General features: G+C 69.9%; 15 protein-coding genes. 14 read left to right on the forward strand and 1 reads right to left on the reverse strand.

Annotation, left to right across the window (positions count from 1 at the left end):
• Positions 1–48 precede the first annotated feature (48 nt).
• The 5 genes from thrC (at position 49) to crcB (ending at position 4,154) form a co-directional block, all read left to right on the forward strand.
• Complete coding sequence (gene thrC / locus K7G19_RS20055; RefSeq protein ID WP_150084646.1) at positions 49–1,494, forward strand: threonine synthase; 1,446 nt, start codon at positions 49–51, stop codon at positions 1,492–1,494.
• 220 nt (positions 1,495–1,714) lie between these two features.
• Entirely contained in the window at positions 1,715–2,962 is a 1,248-nt protein-coding gene (gene glp, locus K7G19_RS20060) for a gephyrin-like molybdotransferase Glp (protein ID WP_226108927.1), read from the forward strand.
• 43 nt (positions 2,963–3,005) lie between these two features.
• A complete protein-coding gene (gene moaD / locus K7G19_RS20065) occupies positions 3,006–3,263 on the forward strand; it encodes a molybdopterin converting factor subunit 1 (protein WP_053821618.1) in 258 nt (85 codons plus the stop codon).
• A gap of 1 nt (position 3,264) precedes the next feature.
• Positions 3,265–3,777, forward strand: a complete 513-nt coding sequence (gene moaE, locus K7G19_RS20070; protein ID WP_149319083.1) for a molybdopterin synthase catalytic subunit MoaE — start codon at positions 3,265–3,267, stop codon at positions 3,775–3,777.
• On the forward strand, positions 3,774–4,154 hold the full coding sequence (gene crcB, locus K7G19_RS20075) for a fluoride efflux transporter CrcB (RefSeq protein ID WP_226108807.1): 381 nt from the start codon (positions 3,774–3,776) through the stop codon (positions 4,152–4,154). The genes moaE and crcB overlap by 4 nt, the downstream gene beginning before the upstream one ends.
• Before the next feature lie 31 nt (positions 4,155–4,185).
• Here crcB and K7G19_RS20080 read toward each other — a convergent pair whose 3' ends face one another.
• On the reverse strand, positions 4,186–5,304 hold the full coding sequence (locus tag K7G19_RS20080) for an alpha/beta fold hydrolase (protein WP_304524173.1): 1,119 nt from the start codon (positions 5,302–5,304) through the stop codon (positions 4,186–4,188).
• A 249-nt stretch (positions 5,305–5,553) separates the two neighbouring features.
• Between K7G19_RS20080 and K7G19_RS20090 the strand changes: the two genes are divergently transcribed.
• The 9 genes from K7G19_RS20090 (at position 5,554) to K7G19_RS20135 (ending at position 15,914) form a co-directional block, all read left to right on the forward strand.
• Positions 5,554–6,156 (forward strand): TetR/AcrR family transcriptional regulator, encoded by a 603-nt coding sequence (locus K7G19_RS20090; RefSeq protein WP_006577456.1) that lies wholly within the window; start codon positions 5,554–5,556, stop codon positions 6,154–6,156.
• Positions 6,157–6,349: 193 nt separating this feature from the next.
• Positions 6,350–7,540: a substrate-binding domain-containing protein gene (locus K7G19_RS20095; protein WP_149319190.1), complete on the forward strand. Its 1,191-nt coding sequence runs from the start codon at positions 6,350–6,352 to the stop codon at positions 7,538–7,540.
• Between the two features lie 306 nt (positions 7,541–7,846).
• On the forward strand, positions 7,847–8,593 hold the full coding sequence (locus K7G19_RS20100) for an ABC transporter ATP-binding protein (RefSeq protein ID WP_226108929.1): 747 nt from the start codon (positions 7,847–7,849) through the stop codon (positions 8,591–8,593).
• Positions 8,586–9,398, forward strand: a complete 813-nt coding sequence (locus K7G19_RS20105; protein WP_226108809.1) for an ABC transporter ATP-binding protein — start codon at positions 8,586–8,588, stop codon at positions 9,396–9,398. Before K7G19_RS20100 ends, K7G19_RS20105 begins: the two co-directional genes overlap by 8 nt.
• Before the next feature lie 291 nt (positions 9,399–9,689).
• On the forward strand, positions 9,690–10,622 hold the full coding sequence (locus K7G19_RS20110; RefSeq protein WP_226108930.1) for a branched-chain amino acid ABC transporter permease: 933 nt from the start codon (positions 9,690–9,692) through the stop codon (positions 10,620–10,622).
• A gap of 87 nt (positions 10,623–10,709) precedes the next feature.
• Entirely contained in the window at positions 10,710–11,780 is a 1,071-nt protein-coding gene (locus K7G19_RS20115; RefSeq protein WP_150084651.1) for a branched-chain amino acid ABC transporter permease, read from the forward strand.
• 41 nt (positions 11,781–11,821) lie between these two features.
• A complete protein-coding gene (locus K7G19_RS20125; protein ID WP_226108931.1) occupies positions 11,822–11,986 on the forward strand; it encodes a hypothetical protein in 165 nt (54 codons plus the stop codon).
• Positions 11,977–13,524, forward strand: coding sequence for a long-chain fatty acid--CoA ligase (locus tag K7G19_RS20130; protein WP_149319077.1), 1,548 nt, complete (start codon positions 11,977–11,979; stop codon positions 13,522–13,524). Before K7G19_RS20125 ends, K7G19_RS20130 begins: the two co-directional genes overlap by 10 nt.
• A 227-nt stretch (positions 13,525–13,751) precedes the next feature.
• Entirely contained in the window at positions 13,752–15,914 is a 2,163-nt protein-coding gene (locus K7G19_RS20135; protein ID WP_370639580.1) for a D-(-)-3-hydroxybutyrate oligomer hydrolase, read from the forward strand.
• Positions 15,915–15,941: the final 27 nt, after the last annotated feature.

The raw sequence follows: 15,941 nt of genomic DNA on the forward strand, positions 1-15,941 counted from the left end.
GCCGCCGCCCCACCCGGGCGCTGGCGCGGCCCGGCGGCCACCATCACGATGAACTACAAGTCGACCCGCGGCCATGACGTGCCGCAAACCTTCTCCGAGATCCTGCTGGGCGGCCTGGCGCCGGACGGCGGCCTGTACCTGCCGCAGCAATATCCGCAGGTCAGCGCCGACGAACTCGAATCGTGGCGCAAGCTGTCGTACGCGGACCTCGCCTATGAAATCCTCGCCAGGTTCTGCGACGACATCCCGGCCGAGGACCTGCGCGCGCTGACGCGCAAGACCTATACCGCCGAGGTCTATTGCAACGCGCGCGCTGGCGACAACACCGCCGACATCACGCCGCTGCGCAAGCTCGGCGACGAGGCCGGCGCGCCGCTGTACCTGCTCGGCCTGTCCAACGGCCCGACGCTGGCCTTCAAGGACATGGCGATGCAGCTGCTGGGCAACCTGTTCGAGTACGCGCTGGCGCGCGCCGGACAGGAGCTCAACATCCTGGGCGCGACCTCGGGCGACACCGGCAGCGCGGCCGAATACGCGATGCGCGGCAAGCGCGGCATCCGCGTCTTCATGCTGAGCCCGCACAAGAAGATGAGCGCGTTCCAGACCGCGCAGATGTTCAGCCTGCAGGATCCGAACATCTTCAATCTGGCAGTGCAGGGTGTGTTCGACGACTGCCAGGACATCGTCAAGGCGGTCTCCAACGACCTCGAATTCAAGTCGCGCCAGAAGATCGGCACCGTCAATTCGATCAACTGGGCGCGCGTGGTCGCGCAGGTGGTCTACTACTTCAAGGGCTGGCTGCTCGCCACCGATGGCCCCGGCCAGAAGGTCTCGTTCTGCGTGCCGTCGGGCAACTTCGGCAATGTCTGCGCCGGCCATATCGCCCGCATGATGGGTTTGCCGATCGACAAGCTGGTGGTGGCGACCAACGAGAACGACGTGCTCGACGAATTCTTCCGCACCGGCGTCTATCGCGTGCGCAAGTCGGCCGAGACCTACCACACCTCCAGCCCGAGCATGGACATCTCGAAGGCCTCCAACTTCGAGCGCTTCATCTTCGACCTGCTGGGGCAGGATGCCGGCAAGCTGGCGCAGCTGTTCCGCGATGTCGATACCAAGGGCGGCTTCGACCTGTCCGGCACGCCGGACTACGAGCGCATCCGCCAGTTCGGTTTCGTCTCGGGCCGCAGCACGCACGACGACCGGGTCGCGACGATCCGCGATCTGTCCTCGCGCTATGGCATCACCATCGACACCCACACCGCCGACGGCGTCAAGGTCGCGCGCGAGCACCTGTCGGCGGGCACGCCGATGGTGGTGCTGGAAACCGCGCTGCCGGCCAAGTTCGCCGACACGATCCGCGAGGCGCTGGGCCACGAGCCCGAACGTCCGGCCGCCTTCGAGGGCATCGAGGCGCTGCCGCAGCGCTTCGAGGTGATGCCGGCCGACGCGGCGCAGGTCAAGGCGTACATCGCCCGGCATACCGGGCTGTAATCCGGAGACCGGCCGCCTCGCCTGCCTGCGCGGCGGCCGCCGAGTCATTACAATCGGCTCGTACAATCGAGCTGGTACGAATCGAATCAGCCGCTTGCCGCCGCCGCCCGACGCCGCGGCCGCAAGCGCCGCCTCGCGCAGGCGGGGCCTGTCCGGACACTGCGTTCCCGCCTGCGCGGGCCGCGACGACAACGCACCTCGCATGGAAAATCGTCCCCCGATGCTGACCCTGGCGCAGGCGCTCGACGCGCTGCTGGCCGGCGCCCAGCCGATCGCCGAAAGCGAACGCGTCGATACGCTGCAGGCCAATGGCCGCGTGCTGGCCCAGCCGGTTACCAGCACGCTCGACGTCCCGCCCGCCGACAACACGTCGATGGACGGCTATGCGCTGCGCTGCGCCGACGTGCCGATGCCCGGCGCGCGGCTGCGGGTCGCCCAGCGCATTCCGGCCGGCCATGTCGGCGTGCCGCTCGAAGCCGGCACGGCGGCGCGCATCTTCACCGGCGGACTGATTCCGGCCGGCGCCGATGCCGTGGTGATGCAGGAGCAGTGCCAGGCCGACGGCGACTTCGTCGTGGTCAACCATGCCCCCGGACCCGGCGAGTGGATCCGCCGCGCCGGCGAGGACATCATGGCCGGCGCCGTGATCCTGCCCACCGGCACGCGGCTGACGCCGCAGGCGCTGGGACTGGCCGCCTCGGTCGGCCAGGCGCAGGTGGACGTGGTGCGGCGCCCGCGCGTGGCGGTGTTCTTCACCGGCGACGAGCTGGCAATGCCGGGCGAGCCGTTGAAGCCGGGCGCGATCTACAACTCCAACCGCTTCACGCTGCGCGGCCTGCTGGAAAACCTCGGCTGCGAGGTCACCGATTTCGGCATCGTGCCCGACACGCTGGACGCCACGCGCGACACGCTGCGGCGCGCGGCGCAGGGCCACGACCTGATCCTGACCTCGGGCGGCGTCTCGGTCGGCGAGGAAGACCATATCAAGCCGGCGGTGCAGGCCGAAGGGCGGCTGGACCTGTGGCAGATCGCGATCAAGCCGGGCAAGCCGCTGGCGTTCGGCCATGTGGCGCGCGGCGGTGCCGGCGGTACCGCCGCTACGGGAGATGCAGCGAGCGTCGCCGACAGCGCGGCCTTCCTCGGCCTGCCGGGCAATCCGGTGTCCAGCTTCGTCACCTTCCTGCTGTTCGTGCGGCCCTTCCTGCTGCGCATGCAGGGCGTGACCGACGTCGCGCCGCGGCGCATCCCGATGCGGGCCGACTTCGACCTGACCAAGTTCGATCGCCGCAACGAATTCCTGCGCGTGAAGATCAACGAAGGCGGCGGGCTGGACCTGTTCCCGAACCAGAGCTCGGGCGTGCTGACCTCGACGGTCTGGGGCGACGGCCTGGTCGACAATCCCCCCAACCAGCCGATCCGGCGCGGCGACATGGTGTCGTTCCTGCCGTTTGCCAATCTGGTGGCCTAGTCCCGGCGAGGGCGGCCGAAGCAGTCGAGAGAAGAGGGTAGCGATGCAGATCGAATTGCGGTTCTTCGCCAGCGTACGCGAGCAACTGGGGGTGGCCCAGGAGCGCGTCGAGCTGCCGGACACGGTCGCCACCGTGGGACAGGTGCGGCAGTGGCTGCGCGAGCGCGGCGGCGTCTGGCAGGAGGCGCTGGCCGAGGGCCGGGCGCTGCGCATGGCGGTGAACCATGCGGTCGCGCGCGCCGATACCGCGGTGGCCGACGGCAGCGAAGTGGCCTTCTTCCCGCCGGTGACCGGGGGCTGAGATGAGCGTCAGGGTACAGCGCGAGGATTTCGACCTCGGTGCCGAGGTGGCGGCGCTGCGCGCGGGGCGTCCGGGCATCGGCGCCGTGGCCAGCTTCATCGGCACGGTGCGGGACGTCAACGACGGCAGCCCGGTGCAGGCGATGGAGCTCGAGCACTATCCGGGCATGACCGAGAAGGCGCTGGAGCGCATCGAGGCGGTCGCGCGCGAGCGCTGGGCCCTCGAAGGCGTGACCATCATCCACCGGGTCGGCCCGCTGCAGCCGCAGGACCAGATCGTGCTGGTGGCGGTGGCCTCGGCCCATCGCGGCAATGCCTTCGCCGCCTGTGAATTCATCATGGACTACCTGAAGTCCGAGGCGCCGTTCTGGAAGAAGGAATCGACGCCCGAGGGCGCCCGCTGGGTCGATGCGCGCGTCACCGACGAGGCCGCGCTGGCGCGCTGGGGCGTGCGCTCGCTCAATGCCAGCGGCGATGCCGGGGAGGGCGAAGGCCAGCCCGGAGCCCCGGCTTGAGCCCGCTCGGCTTCGTCGCGGTTGGGGTCGGCGCGGCGATGGGCGCCTGGCTGCGCTGGCTGTTCTCGCTGCTGTGGAATGCCGCCAACCCGGCGCTGCCCTACGGCACGCTGGCGGCCAATCTGCTCGGCGGCTTCCTGATCGGCGTCGCGGTGGGCTTCTTCGATACCCATGCCTCGCTGCCCCCGGCCTGGCGCCTGCTGGTGATCACCGGCTTTCTCGGCGGGCTGACCACCTTCTCGACCTTCTCCAGCGAGCTGACCGCCAATCTGCTGGCCGGCGACTACGGCGCCGCGGCGCTGCACGTGCTGCTGCACCTGAGCGGCTCGCTGCTGCTGACGCTGTTCGGGCTGTGGAGCTATCGGGCGCTGGCCTGAGCCGGACGATCCTGCGCCGATCATCCGCCGATTATCCGCCGATCATCTGCAATAACGCCGCGTTGAAGCGCTGCGGCAGCTCCAGATGCGGACTGTGGCCGGCCGCCGGGATTGTCGCCACCCGCGGAGCCGGTTGCAGCGCGGCCATGGCCGCCGCCAGCGCGGGCCGGTAAAGCCGGCTTCGTTCCCCATACAGGCAGAACAGCGGCAGGGTCGCCTCGCGCAGGGTCTGCCGGTAGTCCTGCCGCGCCATGTCGAGCCACAGCTCGGCCAGCACGCCGGCGTCGCAGCCGGCCATCCATTCCCGCACCCGTGCCGCCTCGTGCGCCGGCGGCTCGACGCCGTCGGCCCATAGCCCCGCGCCGACCAGCGGCACCATGCCGTGCCAATGGCGCCGGACCTGCGCCGCCATCTGCTCGGCCTGGGCAGCGGTGTAGCCGCCATGCAGGCCATGCGGCCAGTCCGGCGCGGTCAGCAGCCGGGGCGTCATGTCGATCGCGCCGATCGCGGCGACGCGCGACTCCAGCCATTGCCGGGGACGGCCGCGCGCCAGCTCCCAGGCGACCATCGCCCCCATCGACCAGCCCACCACGATCGCATCGCGCAGAGCGAGCGCGTCGATCAGCCCGGCCACGCCGTCGGCCAGCCCGGCGATGGTGCCGCCGGCCGCGGGGCGCCAGCGCACCGACAGCCCGTGGCCCGCATGGTCGGGCGCGATCACGCGATAGCCCCGCTGCGCCAGCGCCGCCTGGCCGGCGAAGGCCTGGCCGGGCACCGACCACCCGTGCAGCAGCAGCAAGGGCCTGCCGGTGCCGGCCTCGCGCCAGCCGGGCAGGTCCGCGTGGGCGGGGTATTCGGTGAAGCTGAACGAGGCCGGGGACGGGTCGGCATGGTCCGGCGGGGCATAGGGCGGCGCGGCATGGGCCGGCGAGGCATAGGACGGCTCGGCAGCGGACGGCGCGGCACGGGACGGCTCGGCAGGGCACGGCTCGGCAGGGCACGGCTCGGCAGGGTACGGCGCGGCAGGGTACGGCGCGGCAGGGTACGGTGCGGCAGGGGACGGTGCGGCAGGGCACGGCGCGGTAGCGGGAGGCGCGGCCGTGGAAGGCGCGGCTGGACCGGGCAGGGCGGAGGGATCGGCGGCGTCCAAACGGTGTCTCCGTGGCGGCGTGGCGCGTCCCGAGGAGCGGCGAAGCCGCGTGCCGCCGCCGTGCCGGCCGGGGCCTCTTGGGACAGCCATCTATTGACATTCCGATTCGCTGCTTTATACCATGAAACATGAATCACTTATCAGGTTTCATGGCTTGATGCGCGATTCCGGAACATGCTCCGGCGATGCTGCACGGCGCCATGCGTTTCCGTTGCTCCCAACCGTATTCCCGCTTGAACGAAGGCGCCGATGCCACCGACCGAAGCCTGTGTGATCCCGAAAACCGCGCGCGGCCAGAAGACGCGCGAGGCGCTGCTGCGGGCCGCCGAGAAGGTGTTCGGCGAGAAGGGCTACTACGCCGCGTCGATCTCCGAGATCACGCAGGAGGCGCAGGTGGCGATGGGCACCTTCTACCTGTACTTCAAGGACAAGGAAGACGTGTTCCGCGCGCTGGTCCAGCACATGCTGGAACTGGTGCGCGCGCATCTGCGCAAGCATGTGGCGCCGGCCACCACGCAGATCGAGGCCGAGCGCCTGGGCCTGAAGGCCTTCCTGTCCTTCGTCTCGCGCCACAAGAACCTGTACCGGATCGTGCTCGACTCGTATTCGGTCGACGAGACCATCTACAGCCAGTACTTCCAGGTCTTCGCCGAGCTCTACAGCCGCCGGCTGACCCGCGCGCAGGAGCTGGGCGAGATCGTGCCGGGCGACGCCGAGGTACGGGCCTGGTGCCTGATCGGCATCAGCAACTTCCTCGGCATGCGCTATGCGCGCTGGAAGCGGCCGGCGTCGATGGAGAAGGTGGTCGACACCGCCTTCGACCTGATCACGCACGGGCTGGCGCCACGATGAGCGCGCGTTGAGGGCGCGATGAGCCGGCTATAAGCAAGGACACCAGCGGTACCAGCCAGGCCACGACAAAACAAGAAGGACCGAGGAGACAACGATGGGACCCCACCGCACCACCTGCCGCACCACCTGCCGCACCACCTGCCGCACTACCTGCCGCACCAGCGGCGGCACCAGCCACCGCATTACCGGCCGCATCACCCGCCGCACCGCCGCGCTCGCCGCGGCACTGGCCGCCGCGCTGCTGGCCGCCACCGGCACGGCCGCCGCCAAGGACATCCGCATCGCCCACGTCTACGACAAGACCGGGGCGCTCGAGGCCTATGCCAAGCAGACCCAGATCGGGCTGATGATGGGCCTCGAATACGCGACCGGCGGCACCATGACCGTCAACGGCCGCAAGCTGGTGGTGATCGAGAAGGACACGCAGGGCAAGCCCGACGTCGCCAAGGCGCAGCTGGCCGCCGCCTACAGCGACGACGGCGCCGATATCGCGGTCGGGCCGACCTCGTCCGGCACCGCGCTGGCGATGCTGCCGGTCGCCGAGGAATACCGCAAGGTGCTGCTGGTCGAGCCCGCCGTGGCCGATTCGATCACCGGCGACAAGTGGAACCGCTACATCTTCCGCACCGGCCGCAACTCGTCGCAGGATGCGATCGCCAACGCGGTCGCGCTCGACAAGCCCGGCGTGCAGATCGCCACGCTGGCGCAGGACTACGCGTTCGGCCGCGACGGCGTCAAGGCGTTCAAGGACGCGCTGAAGCAGGCGAAGGTCGTGCACGAGGAATACCTGCCGACCAATACCACCGATTTCACCGCGGGCGCGCAGCGGCTGTTCGATGCGCTGAAGGACAAGCCCGGCCGCAAGGTGATCTTCATCATCTGGGCCGGCGCCGGCAATCCGTTCAAGATCGCGGACCTCGATCCGAAGCGCTACGGCATCGAGATCGCCACCGGCGGCAACATCCTGCCGGCGATGGCGAGCTACAAGAACTTCCCCGGCATGGAAGGCGCGACCTACTACTACTTCGGCATCCCGAAGAATCCCGCCAACCAGTGGCTGGTGGCCAACCACTACAACAAGTACAAGACCCCGCCCGACTTCTTCACCGCCGGCGGCATGGCCTCGGGCATCGCGCTGGTCGAGGCGCTGAAGAAGACCGGCGGCGCCACCGGCACCGAGAAGCTGATCGCGGCGATGGAGGGCATGTCCTTCGATACGCCCAAGGGCCGGATGACCTTCCGCAAGGAGGACCATCAGGCGATGCAGTCGATGTACCACTTCAAGATCAAGGTCGATCCGGCGTTTGCCTGGGGCGTTCCCGAGCTGGTCCGCGAGATCAAGCCCGACGAGATGCAGGTGCCGATCCGCAACAAGCGGCAATAAGCGGGGGATAACCCGGTGCAAGCCAGCCCTGCCACCCTCGGCGCCGCCCGCTTGGCCACGGCCGCCCGCCCGGCCACGCCCGCGGGCCCACACATGGTCGCCCATACGGTCGCCCATACGGTCGCGCATACGGTCGCGCATACGGTCGCGCATACGGTCGCCCACACGGCCGCCCACACGGCCGCCCACACGGCCGCGCGCACCGCGGCCGTCGACGGCGCCGCGCCGCTGCCCGGCGGCGATGCACAGCGCGGACCCACCGGCGCCGCATCGCCGGCCGGACAGCCGGCGCTCGAAACGCGCGACCTGACGATCCGCTTCGGCGGCCATGTGGCCGTCAACGCGGTGTCGTGCGCCTTCCGCGCCGGCGAGCTGACCTGCATCGTCGGCCCGAACGGCGCCGGCAAGACCACCTACTTCAACCTGATCTCGGGCCAGCTGGCGCCGACCAGCGGCCGCATCGCGCTGTACGGCCGCGACATCACCGGCCTGAGCGCGTCGGGCAAGGCGCGCCGCGGCATCGGCCGCGCCTTCCAGCTGACCAGCCTGTTTCCCAATCTGACGGTGCTGGAGAACGTGCGGCTGGCGGTGCAGGCGCGGGCCCGCATCGGACTCGATCTGCTGACGGTCTGGAGCAGTCACCGCGGCATCAATGCCGAGGCCGAGCGCTGTCTGGAGCGGGTCGCTCTGGCGGCCAAGCGCGACCTGACCGTCGCCGCGCTGCCGCACGGCGACCAGCGCAAGCTCGAGGTCGCGATCCTGCTGGCGCTGCGCCCGCGCGTGTTCATGTTCGACGAGCCGACCGCCGGCATGAGCGTCGACGAGGTGCCGGTGATCCTGGACCTGATCCGCGAGATCAAGCAGGAGCGCTCGCACACCGTGCTGCTGGTCGAACACAAGATGGACGTGGTGCGCTCGCTGGCCGACCGCATCGTGGTGCTGCACAACGGCAGCCTGATGGCCGACGGCGATCCGGCCGAGGTGATCGCCTCGCCGATCGTGCAGCAGGCGTATCTGGGCCTGCCGGCCGACGGGGAGGGCCTTGATGTCTGAACGCACCGCCTCGCCATCCGTCCCGAATGCCGCACCGCAGGCCGCACCGCAAGGCGCATCGCACGCCGCACCGCACGCCGCGGCGCCGCCGCTGCTGCGCCTCGCCGACGTGCAGACGCATATCGGACCGTATCACATCCTGCACGGCGTCACGCTCGACGTGCCGCGCGGCGGCGTGACGATGCTGCTCGGGCGCAACGGCGCCGGCAAGACCACCACGCTGCGCACGGTGATGGGCCTGTGGCGCGCGAGTGCAGGGCGGATCGAATTCGACGGCAGGGACATCACCGCGCTCGATACGCCGGCGATCGCGCAGGCCGGCATCGGCTACGTGCCCGAGAACATGGGCGTGTTCTCGGACCTGACCGTGGCGGAGAACCTGCGGCTGGCCGCGCGCCAGGGCCCGGCCGATCCGCGGCGGCTCGACTGGGTGCTGCGCATGTTCCCGGCGCTGAAGGTGTTCTGGCATCAGCGCGCCGGCGTGCTGTCCGGCGGGCAGAAGCAGATGCTGTCGGTCGCGCGCGCCATCGTCGAACCGCGCCGGCTGTTGATCGTCGACGAACCGACCAAGGGGCTGGCGCCGGCCATCATCCAGAACATGATCGCGGTGTTCCGCGAGCTGAAGCAGACCGAGGTGTCGATGCTGCTGGTCGAGCAGAACTTCCAGATGGCGCGCGCGGTGGGCGACACGGTGGCGGTGATGGACGACGGCCGCGTGGTGCACGCCGGCTCCATGGCCGAGCTCGCCGCCGACGAGGGCCTGCAGCAGCGCCTGCTGGGGCTGTCGCTGGCCGCGCATCAGTGAACAGTGACCAGTGATGCTGGCGAACCCGTTTTATACGCTCCCATCCGCGCCACCGGGCGTGCTACCTGGCGTGCCATTGTGCGAGGAAACCGAACCATGACCGCTGGCAGGACCGTGTCCGAATCCGCCGCAGCGCATCCCGCAGCATCAGCAACAGCGTCGGCAACAGCGCCGGCCACCGGGTCGGCCACTGGGTCGACCACTGAGTCGGCCACTGCCGCCCCGGCAGGCGCCGCCGATCTGCCGGCCGCCCGCCTGGACTGGCTGCCGCTGGCGCTGGCGCCGCTGCTGATGCTGCTGGCCTGGCCGCTGATCGGCAGCGGCTCGACCTGGCTGACGCTGACCATCGCCGGGCTGGCGATGGGCATGATCATCTTCGTGGTGTCGTCGGGGCTGACGCTGGTGTTCGGCCTGATGGACGTGCTGAACTTCGGCCACGGCGCCTTCATCGCGCTGGGCGCCTATATCGCGGCTTCGGTGCTGCTGCCGCTGGCGCCCTGGGTCGAGGCCGACAGCCTGGCGCTGAACCTGGCGGTGTTCGCGCTGGCGATCGTCGCCGCGATGGCGGTGGCCGGCGTGCTGGGCCTGGCCTTCGAGCGCGTGATGGTGCGCCCGGTCTACGGCCAGCACCTGAAGCAGATCCTGATCACGATGGGCGGCATGATCGTCGCCGAGCAGCTGATCAAGGCGATCTGGGGACCGGAGACCATCGCGTTGACGCTGCCCGCCAGCTTCCGCGGCGCGGTGCTGCTGGGCGACGCCGCGATCGAGAAATACCGGCTGATCGCGGTGGTGCTCGGGCTGGTGGTCTTCCTCGCGATGCTGCTCGTACTGAACCGCACGCGCATCGGCCTGCTGATCCGCGCCGGCGTCGAGAACCGCGAGATGGTCGAGGCGCTGGGCTATCGCGTGCGCCGGCTGTTCGTCGGCGTGTTCGCCGTCGGGGCAGGGCTGGCCGGCATGGGCGGCGTGTTGTGGGGCCTCTATCAGCAGAACATCACCGCGTCGATCGGCGCGCAGGTCAATGTGCTGATCTTCATCGTGATCATCATCGGCGGGCTCGGCTCCACCGCCGGCTGCTTCGTCGGCGCGCTGCTGGTCGGGCTGATGGCCAACTACACCGGCTTCCTGTTTCCCAAGGTGGCGCTGTTCTCGAACATCCTGCTGATGGTGCTGATCCTGCTGTGGCGGCCGCAGGGCCTGTATCCGGTGGCCCGGCGCTGAAGCGGCCGCCAGAGCCGCCCATCGCATCGTTGCCAGGCCATCCGTGCATCGCCGTCATTGCTTCCTCTTCGAGAAACCGACCGCATCATGATCCGACTGCTCTCCGGCGATACCCCGCGCAGCCGCACGCTGACGGTGCTGCTGCTCCTGCTGCTGCTGGCGCTGGTCTGCACGCCGTTCCTGATTCCGGGCGCGCGGGCGCTGAACATGGCCGCCAAGATCTGCATCTTCGTGGTGCTGGTGGCCAGCTACGACCTGCTGCTGGGCTACACCGGCATCGTCTCGTTCGCGCACACGATGTTCTTCGGCATCGGCGGCTACGGCGTGGCCATCGCGATGACGCGTTTCGAGCCCGGCTGGGGCGCGCTGCTGGCGGGCATCGTCGGCGCGCTGGCGGTGTCGATGCTGCTGGCGCTGGTGATCGGCCTGTTCTCGCTGCGCGTGCGCGCGATCTTCTTCGCGATGATCACGCTGGCAGTGGCGACCGCCTTTGCCACGCTGGTGTCGCAGCTGTCGGCCTGGACCGGCGGCGAGGACGGGCTGTCGTTCAAGGTGCCGGCGCTGCTGACGCCCGGCTTCGCGCTGGAGGACGCCGACGGCGAGGTGCGCGAATGGCTCGGCGTGCCGCTCAATGGCAAGCTGTTTTCGTATTACCTGGTGCTGGCCGGCGCCGCGGTGCTGTTCCTGCTGCTGCTGCGCGTGGTCAACTCGCCGTTCGGGCGCGTGCTGCAGGCCATCCGCGAGAACGACTTCCGCGCCGAGGCGATCGGCTACCGCACCGTGGTCTACCGCACCGTGTCGACCGTGCTGTCGGCGGCGTTCGCCACGCTGGCCGGCGTGCTGATGGCGATCTGGCTGCGCTACAACGGCCCGGATACCTCGCTGTCGTTCGAGATCATGGTCGACATCCTGCTGATCGTCGTGATCGGCGGCATGGGCACGATGTATGGCGCGGTGATCGGCACCGTGCTGTTCCTGCTGGCGCAGACCTATCTGCAGGACGTGATGAAGCTCGCCAGCGAGGCCACCGCGGCGCTGCCGCTGCTGTCGTCGCTGCTGCATCCGGATCGCTGGCTGCTGTGGCTGGGCCTGCTGTTCGTGCTCAGCGTCTATTATTTCCCGCAGGGCATCGTCGGGCGCCTGCGAGCCTTGCGATGAACACCGGCGCAGTGAACACCGGCGCAATGAACACCGGCGCAATGAACACCGGCGTAATGAACACCGGCGCAATGAACACCGGCACGATCCACACCGGCGCGATCGACACCGGCGCGATCGACACCGGCGCGATCGGCATCCGCGCGATGCACTCCATCACCGGCACCATGCCGATCCCAGGCCAAGCGGGGCGCCCATGTACGTAGTCGACTGGCTGCACAAGCACGCACAGCACCGCCCGGACAAGATCGCGCTGGTCGACGTCGACAGTGGCCGGCAGATCAGCTACCGCCAGTTCGACGAGCGCGCCAGCCGCTTCGCCGAATACCTGAGCGAGACGCTCGCGCTCTCACCCGGCAGCCGCGTCGCCGTGCTGGCGCACAACAGCTCGGACTATCTCGAGATGCTGTACGGCTGCGCCAAGGCCGGCATGGTGATGGTGTGCCTGAACTGGCGGCTGGCGCCGGCCGAGTTGAAGCCGATTCTGGACGACTGCACGCCGCAGGTGCTGGTCGCCGGCGACGGATTCCTGCACGTGGTCGCCGAACTGGCACGCGGACGCGCGTTGCGCGCGGTGCTGCATCTGGCGGACGACGAGGCGGCCGATGTGCCGGCCGGCTGGACCGAGTACGAGGCAGTGCTGGCCGCGGCGTCCGGGCGCATCGTCGAGATGCCCTGCCGCGACGAGCACGAGGTCTGGCATCTGCTGTACACCTCCGGCACCACGGGCCGGCCCAAGGGCGTGATCCAGACCTACGGCATGGTGTTCTTCAACGCCGTCAACGCGACGATCGCCAACCGCATCACCCGCGACGACGTGATGCTGGCGGTGCTGCCGTTCTTCCATACCGGCGGATTGAACCTGTATGCCAATCCGGTGCTGCACGCCGGCGGCACCGTGCATGTCGCGCGCCAGTTCGACGCGGGCGCCACGCTGGCGCGGCTCGATGCGCGGTCCGGCGCCGGCATCACGATGTTCTTCGCGGTGCCGTCGATCTACCAGTTCCTCAGCCAGCATCCGGACTTCGAACGGGCCGACCTGTCGGGTCTGCGCAGCTGCGCGGCCGGCGGCTCGCCGGTACCGCTGCCGCTGCTGCAGGCGTACCAGACCAAGGGCGTGACGATCTGCTTCGGCTTCGGCATGACCGAGACCGGCCCGACCGTGTTCGTCGCCGATGAGGACACCGCGCGCCGCAAGCCCGGCACGATCGGCAAGCCGGTCGGCTCGATGCTGACGCGCGTGGTCGATCCGCTCGGCAACGATGTCGCGCCCGGCGAGCGCGGCGAGCTGCTGATCAAGGGGCCGGGCGTGACGCCGGGCTACTGGAACCTGCCCGAGGCGACCGCGGCCGCGCTGCGCGACGGCTGGCTGCATTCGGGCGACATCGCCTATGTCGACGCCGACGGCGACTACTACATCGTCGATCGCGCCAAGGACATGTTCATTTCCGGGGGCGAGAACGTCTATCCGGCCGAGGTCGAGCAGGCGCTGTTCGCGCTGCCGCAGGTGGCCGAGGCGGCGGTGATCGGCGTCGCCGACGAACGCTGGGGCGAGGTCGGCATGGCCCTGCTGGTGCTGAAACCCGGCGCCAGCCTGGACCCGCAGGACGTCATCGCGCACTGCCGGCAACGGCTGGCTGGCTACAAGGTACCGCGCCATGTGCGCGTGGTCGACGCCCTGCCGCGCACGCCGTCCGGAAAGATCGAGAAACACAAGCTGCGCATGCAATACCGGCAGCATTGATGCGGCGCTCGCATGCGGCGTTGCCACGCAAGGAGACCACGATGCAGCACAGACACGGAAGCGATGTGGAAGGACAGGGGGCGGGGCAGGCGGCAAGGCAGGAAGTGGGGCGAGCGGCCGGGCAAGGGGCAAGGCAAGACGCAGGGCACGGCGCAGGGCACGGCGCAGGGCAAGGACGCCGCGGCGCCGCCAGGGCCATGCCAACGGCGGCAGGCGCGGCGCCATCGATGTCGCGGCCGGCCGTGCGCCGGGAAGGGCGGCCCGCCTGTGCGGGACCGGCGCGTCCCGCCGCCGCCCGCCTGCTCGCGGTGCCGCTGGCCTGCATGGCGCTGGTCGCATGCGGCTCCGACGATGACGACGACCGTGGCGCTCCGGTCAACCAGCGCCCGGCCTATATCAGTTCGCTGACCGTGCATGAGTACGACGGCAGCGCCGACGACCTGCTGACCGCCGGGCTCGGCAAGGACGGACTGGCAGGCACCGCGCCGCTGCCGGCCGATCCGAATGCGCCGACGCGAACCGAGCTGCGTCGCTATGCGATCTGGAGCAACTACACGGCGCTGGTCGATGTCAGCGCCGCCGGCGGCTACGGCACGCTGTACGGGCCCAATGTCGATGCGCAGGGCACCGTGACCGGCGGCCAGGGCAAGATCCCCGGCGTCGAGTACCTGGCCTATGCCGACGATGGCAGCGGCCGGCAGAACGTCACGATGATGGTGCAGATCCCGGCCAGCTTCGATCCCGCGCGGCCTTGCCTGATCACCGCCACGTCGTCCGGCTCGCGCGGCGTCTACGGCGGCATCTCGACCGGCGAATGGGGCTTGAAGCGCGGCTGCGCGGTCGCCTATACCGACAAGGGCACCGGCGCGGCGCCGCACGATCTGGGCAACGACACCGTCGCGCTGATCGACGGCACCCGCACCAGCCGCGCCGCGGCAGGCCGCGAGGCGCATTTCGCCGCGCCGATCGACGACAGCGCGCGCGCCGCCTTCAACGCCGCGGCGCCGCATCGGCTGGCCTTCAAGCATGCGCATTCGCAGCGCAATCCCGAGAAGGACTGGGGCCTGTTCACGCTGCAGGCGATCGAATTCGGCATCTGGGCAATCAACGACCGCCATGGCGAGGTGCGCGACGGCCAGCGCCGCCGCACCATCGACAAGGACAAGCTGCTGGTGATCGCCTCGAGCCTGTCCAATGGCGGCGGCGCGGCGGTCGCCGCGGCCGAGGCCGACGTGCAGGGCCTGATTGACGGCGTCGCGGTCAGCGAGCCGAACCTGAACATGCCGCAAGATGCCGGCATCACGGTGCGGCGCGGCGGCACGCCGGTCGCGGTGAACGGCCGCACGCTGTACGACTACACGACGATGGCCAACCTGCTGCAGCTGTGCGCGGCGCAGGACCCGGCCAACGCGCAGGCGCCGGCGGTCGGTTTCTACGCGACGCTGGGCGCCATTCCGGCCAACCGCTGCGCCGCGCTCGCCAGCGCCGGCATCGTCAAGGGCGCGACGCTGGCGGAACAGGCGGCCAGCGCCCAGCAGGCGCTGCGCGACTATGGCTGGGAGCCCGAATCGTCGGTGCTGCACGCCTCGCTGGGCTTCTTCGAGGTGGCCAGCGCGGTGTCGGTGACCTATGCCAATGCGCTGTCGCGCGCCAGCGTGACCGACCGGCTGTGCGGCTACAGCTTCAGCGGCATCAACGCGGCGTTCGAACCCGCGCCGGTGACCCAGGCGCAGATGGCCAACATGTTCTCCACCGGCAATGGCGTGCCGCCGTCGTCGGGCGTGCAGCTGATCAACGACCTGGACCCGCGCGGTCCGCGCCGCGACCTGCTGTCGCGCTCGCCCGGCTCGCCGGTAGACGACGCCAACACCGCCGGCGCGCGCTGCCTGCGCGACCTGGTGACCGGCAACTCGCCGCAGGCCCTCGCGCTGCAGGTGGGCCAGCGCCTGACGCTGCGCAACGGCAACCTGCGCGGCAAGCCGGCGCTGATCGTGCACGGCCGCGACGATGCGCTGCTGCCGGTCAACCACACCTCGCGCCCGTACCTGGGCCTGAACCGGCAGCGCGAGGGCGCGGCCAGCCGGCTGTCGTATGTCGAGGTGACCAACGCCCAGCACTTCGACGCCTTCAATGCGCTGGTGCCCGGCTATGGCAATCGCTACGTGCCGCTGCATCTGTACCTGAACCGCGCGCTCGACGCGATGTACGACCATCTGCGCAGCGGCACGCCGCTGCCGCCGTCGCAGGTGGTGCGCACGGTGCCGCGCGGGGGCACGCCGAACTCGCCGGCGCCGGCGATCCAGCCGTCCAACGTTCCCGGCTTTGCCGCCAACCCCGCCGCCGGCGACCGCATCGAGGTCGTCGGGGGCATCGTCGAGGTACCGCAGTGACGACGGCCATCCAGCAGACCGCCGGGC

It is taken from the genome of Cupriavidus sp. DB3 (assembly GCF_020418465.1).
Taxonomy (GTDB): domain Bacteria; phylum Pseudomonadota; class Gammaproteobacteria; order Burkholderiales; family Burkholderiaceae; genus Cupriavidus; species Cupriavidus cauae.

What these genes read in the sequence shown, in the direction of transcription:
- thrC (WP_150084646.1), top strand. Translation starts at nt 49, where the DNA reads ATGAACTACAAGTCGACCCGCGGCCATGACGTGCCGCAAACCTTCTCC.
- glp (WP_226108927.1), top strand. Translation starts at nt 1,715, where the DNA reads ATGCTGACCCTGGCGCAGGCGCTCGACGCGCTGCTGGCCGGCGCCCAG.
- moaD (WP_053821618.1), top strand. Translation starts at nt 3,006, where the DNA reads ATGCAGATCGAATTGCGGTTCTTCGCCAGCGTACGCGAGCAACTGGGG.
- moaE (WP_149319083.1), top strand. Translation starts at nt 3,265, where the DNA reads ATGAGCGTCAGGGTACAGCGCGAGGATTTCGACCTCGGTGCCGAGGTG.
- K7G19_RS20090 (WP_006577456.1), top strand. Translation starts at nt 5,554, where the DNA reads ATGCCACCGACCGAAGCCTGTGTGATCCCGAAAACCGCGCGCGGCCAG.
- K7G19_RS20105 (WP_226108809.1), top strand. Translation starts at nt 8,586, where the DNA reads ATGTCTGAACGCACCGCCTCGCCATCCGTCCCGAATGCCGCACCGCAG.
- K7G19_RS20110 (WP_226108930.1), top strand. Translation starts at nt 9,690, where the DNA reads ATGCTGCTGGCCTGGCCGCTGATCGGCAGCGGCTCGACCTGGCTGACG.
- K7G19_RS20115 (WP_150084651.1), top strand. Translation starts at nt 10,710, where the DNA reads ATGATCCGACTGCTCTCCGGCGATACCCCGCGCAGCCGCACGCTGACG.
- K7G19_RS20125 (WP_226108931.1), top strand. Translation starts at nt 11,822, where the DNA reads ATGAACACCGGCGTAATGAACACCGGCGCAATGAACACCGGCACGATC.
- K7G19_RS20130 (WP_149319077.1), top strand. Translation starts at nt 11,977, where the DNA reads ATGTACGTAGTCGACTGGCTGCACAAGCACGCACAGCACCGCCCGGAC.
- K7G19_RS20135 (WP_370639580.1), top strand. Translation starts at nt 13,752, where the DNA reads ATGTCGCGGCCGGCCGTGCGCCGGGAAGGGCGGCCCGCCTGTGCGGGA.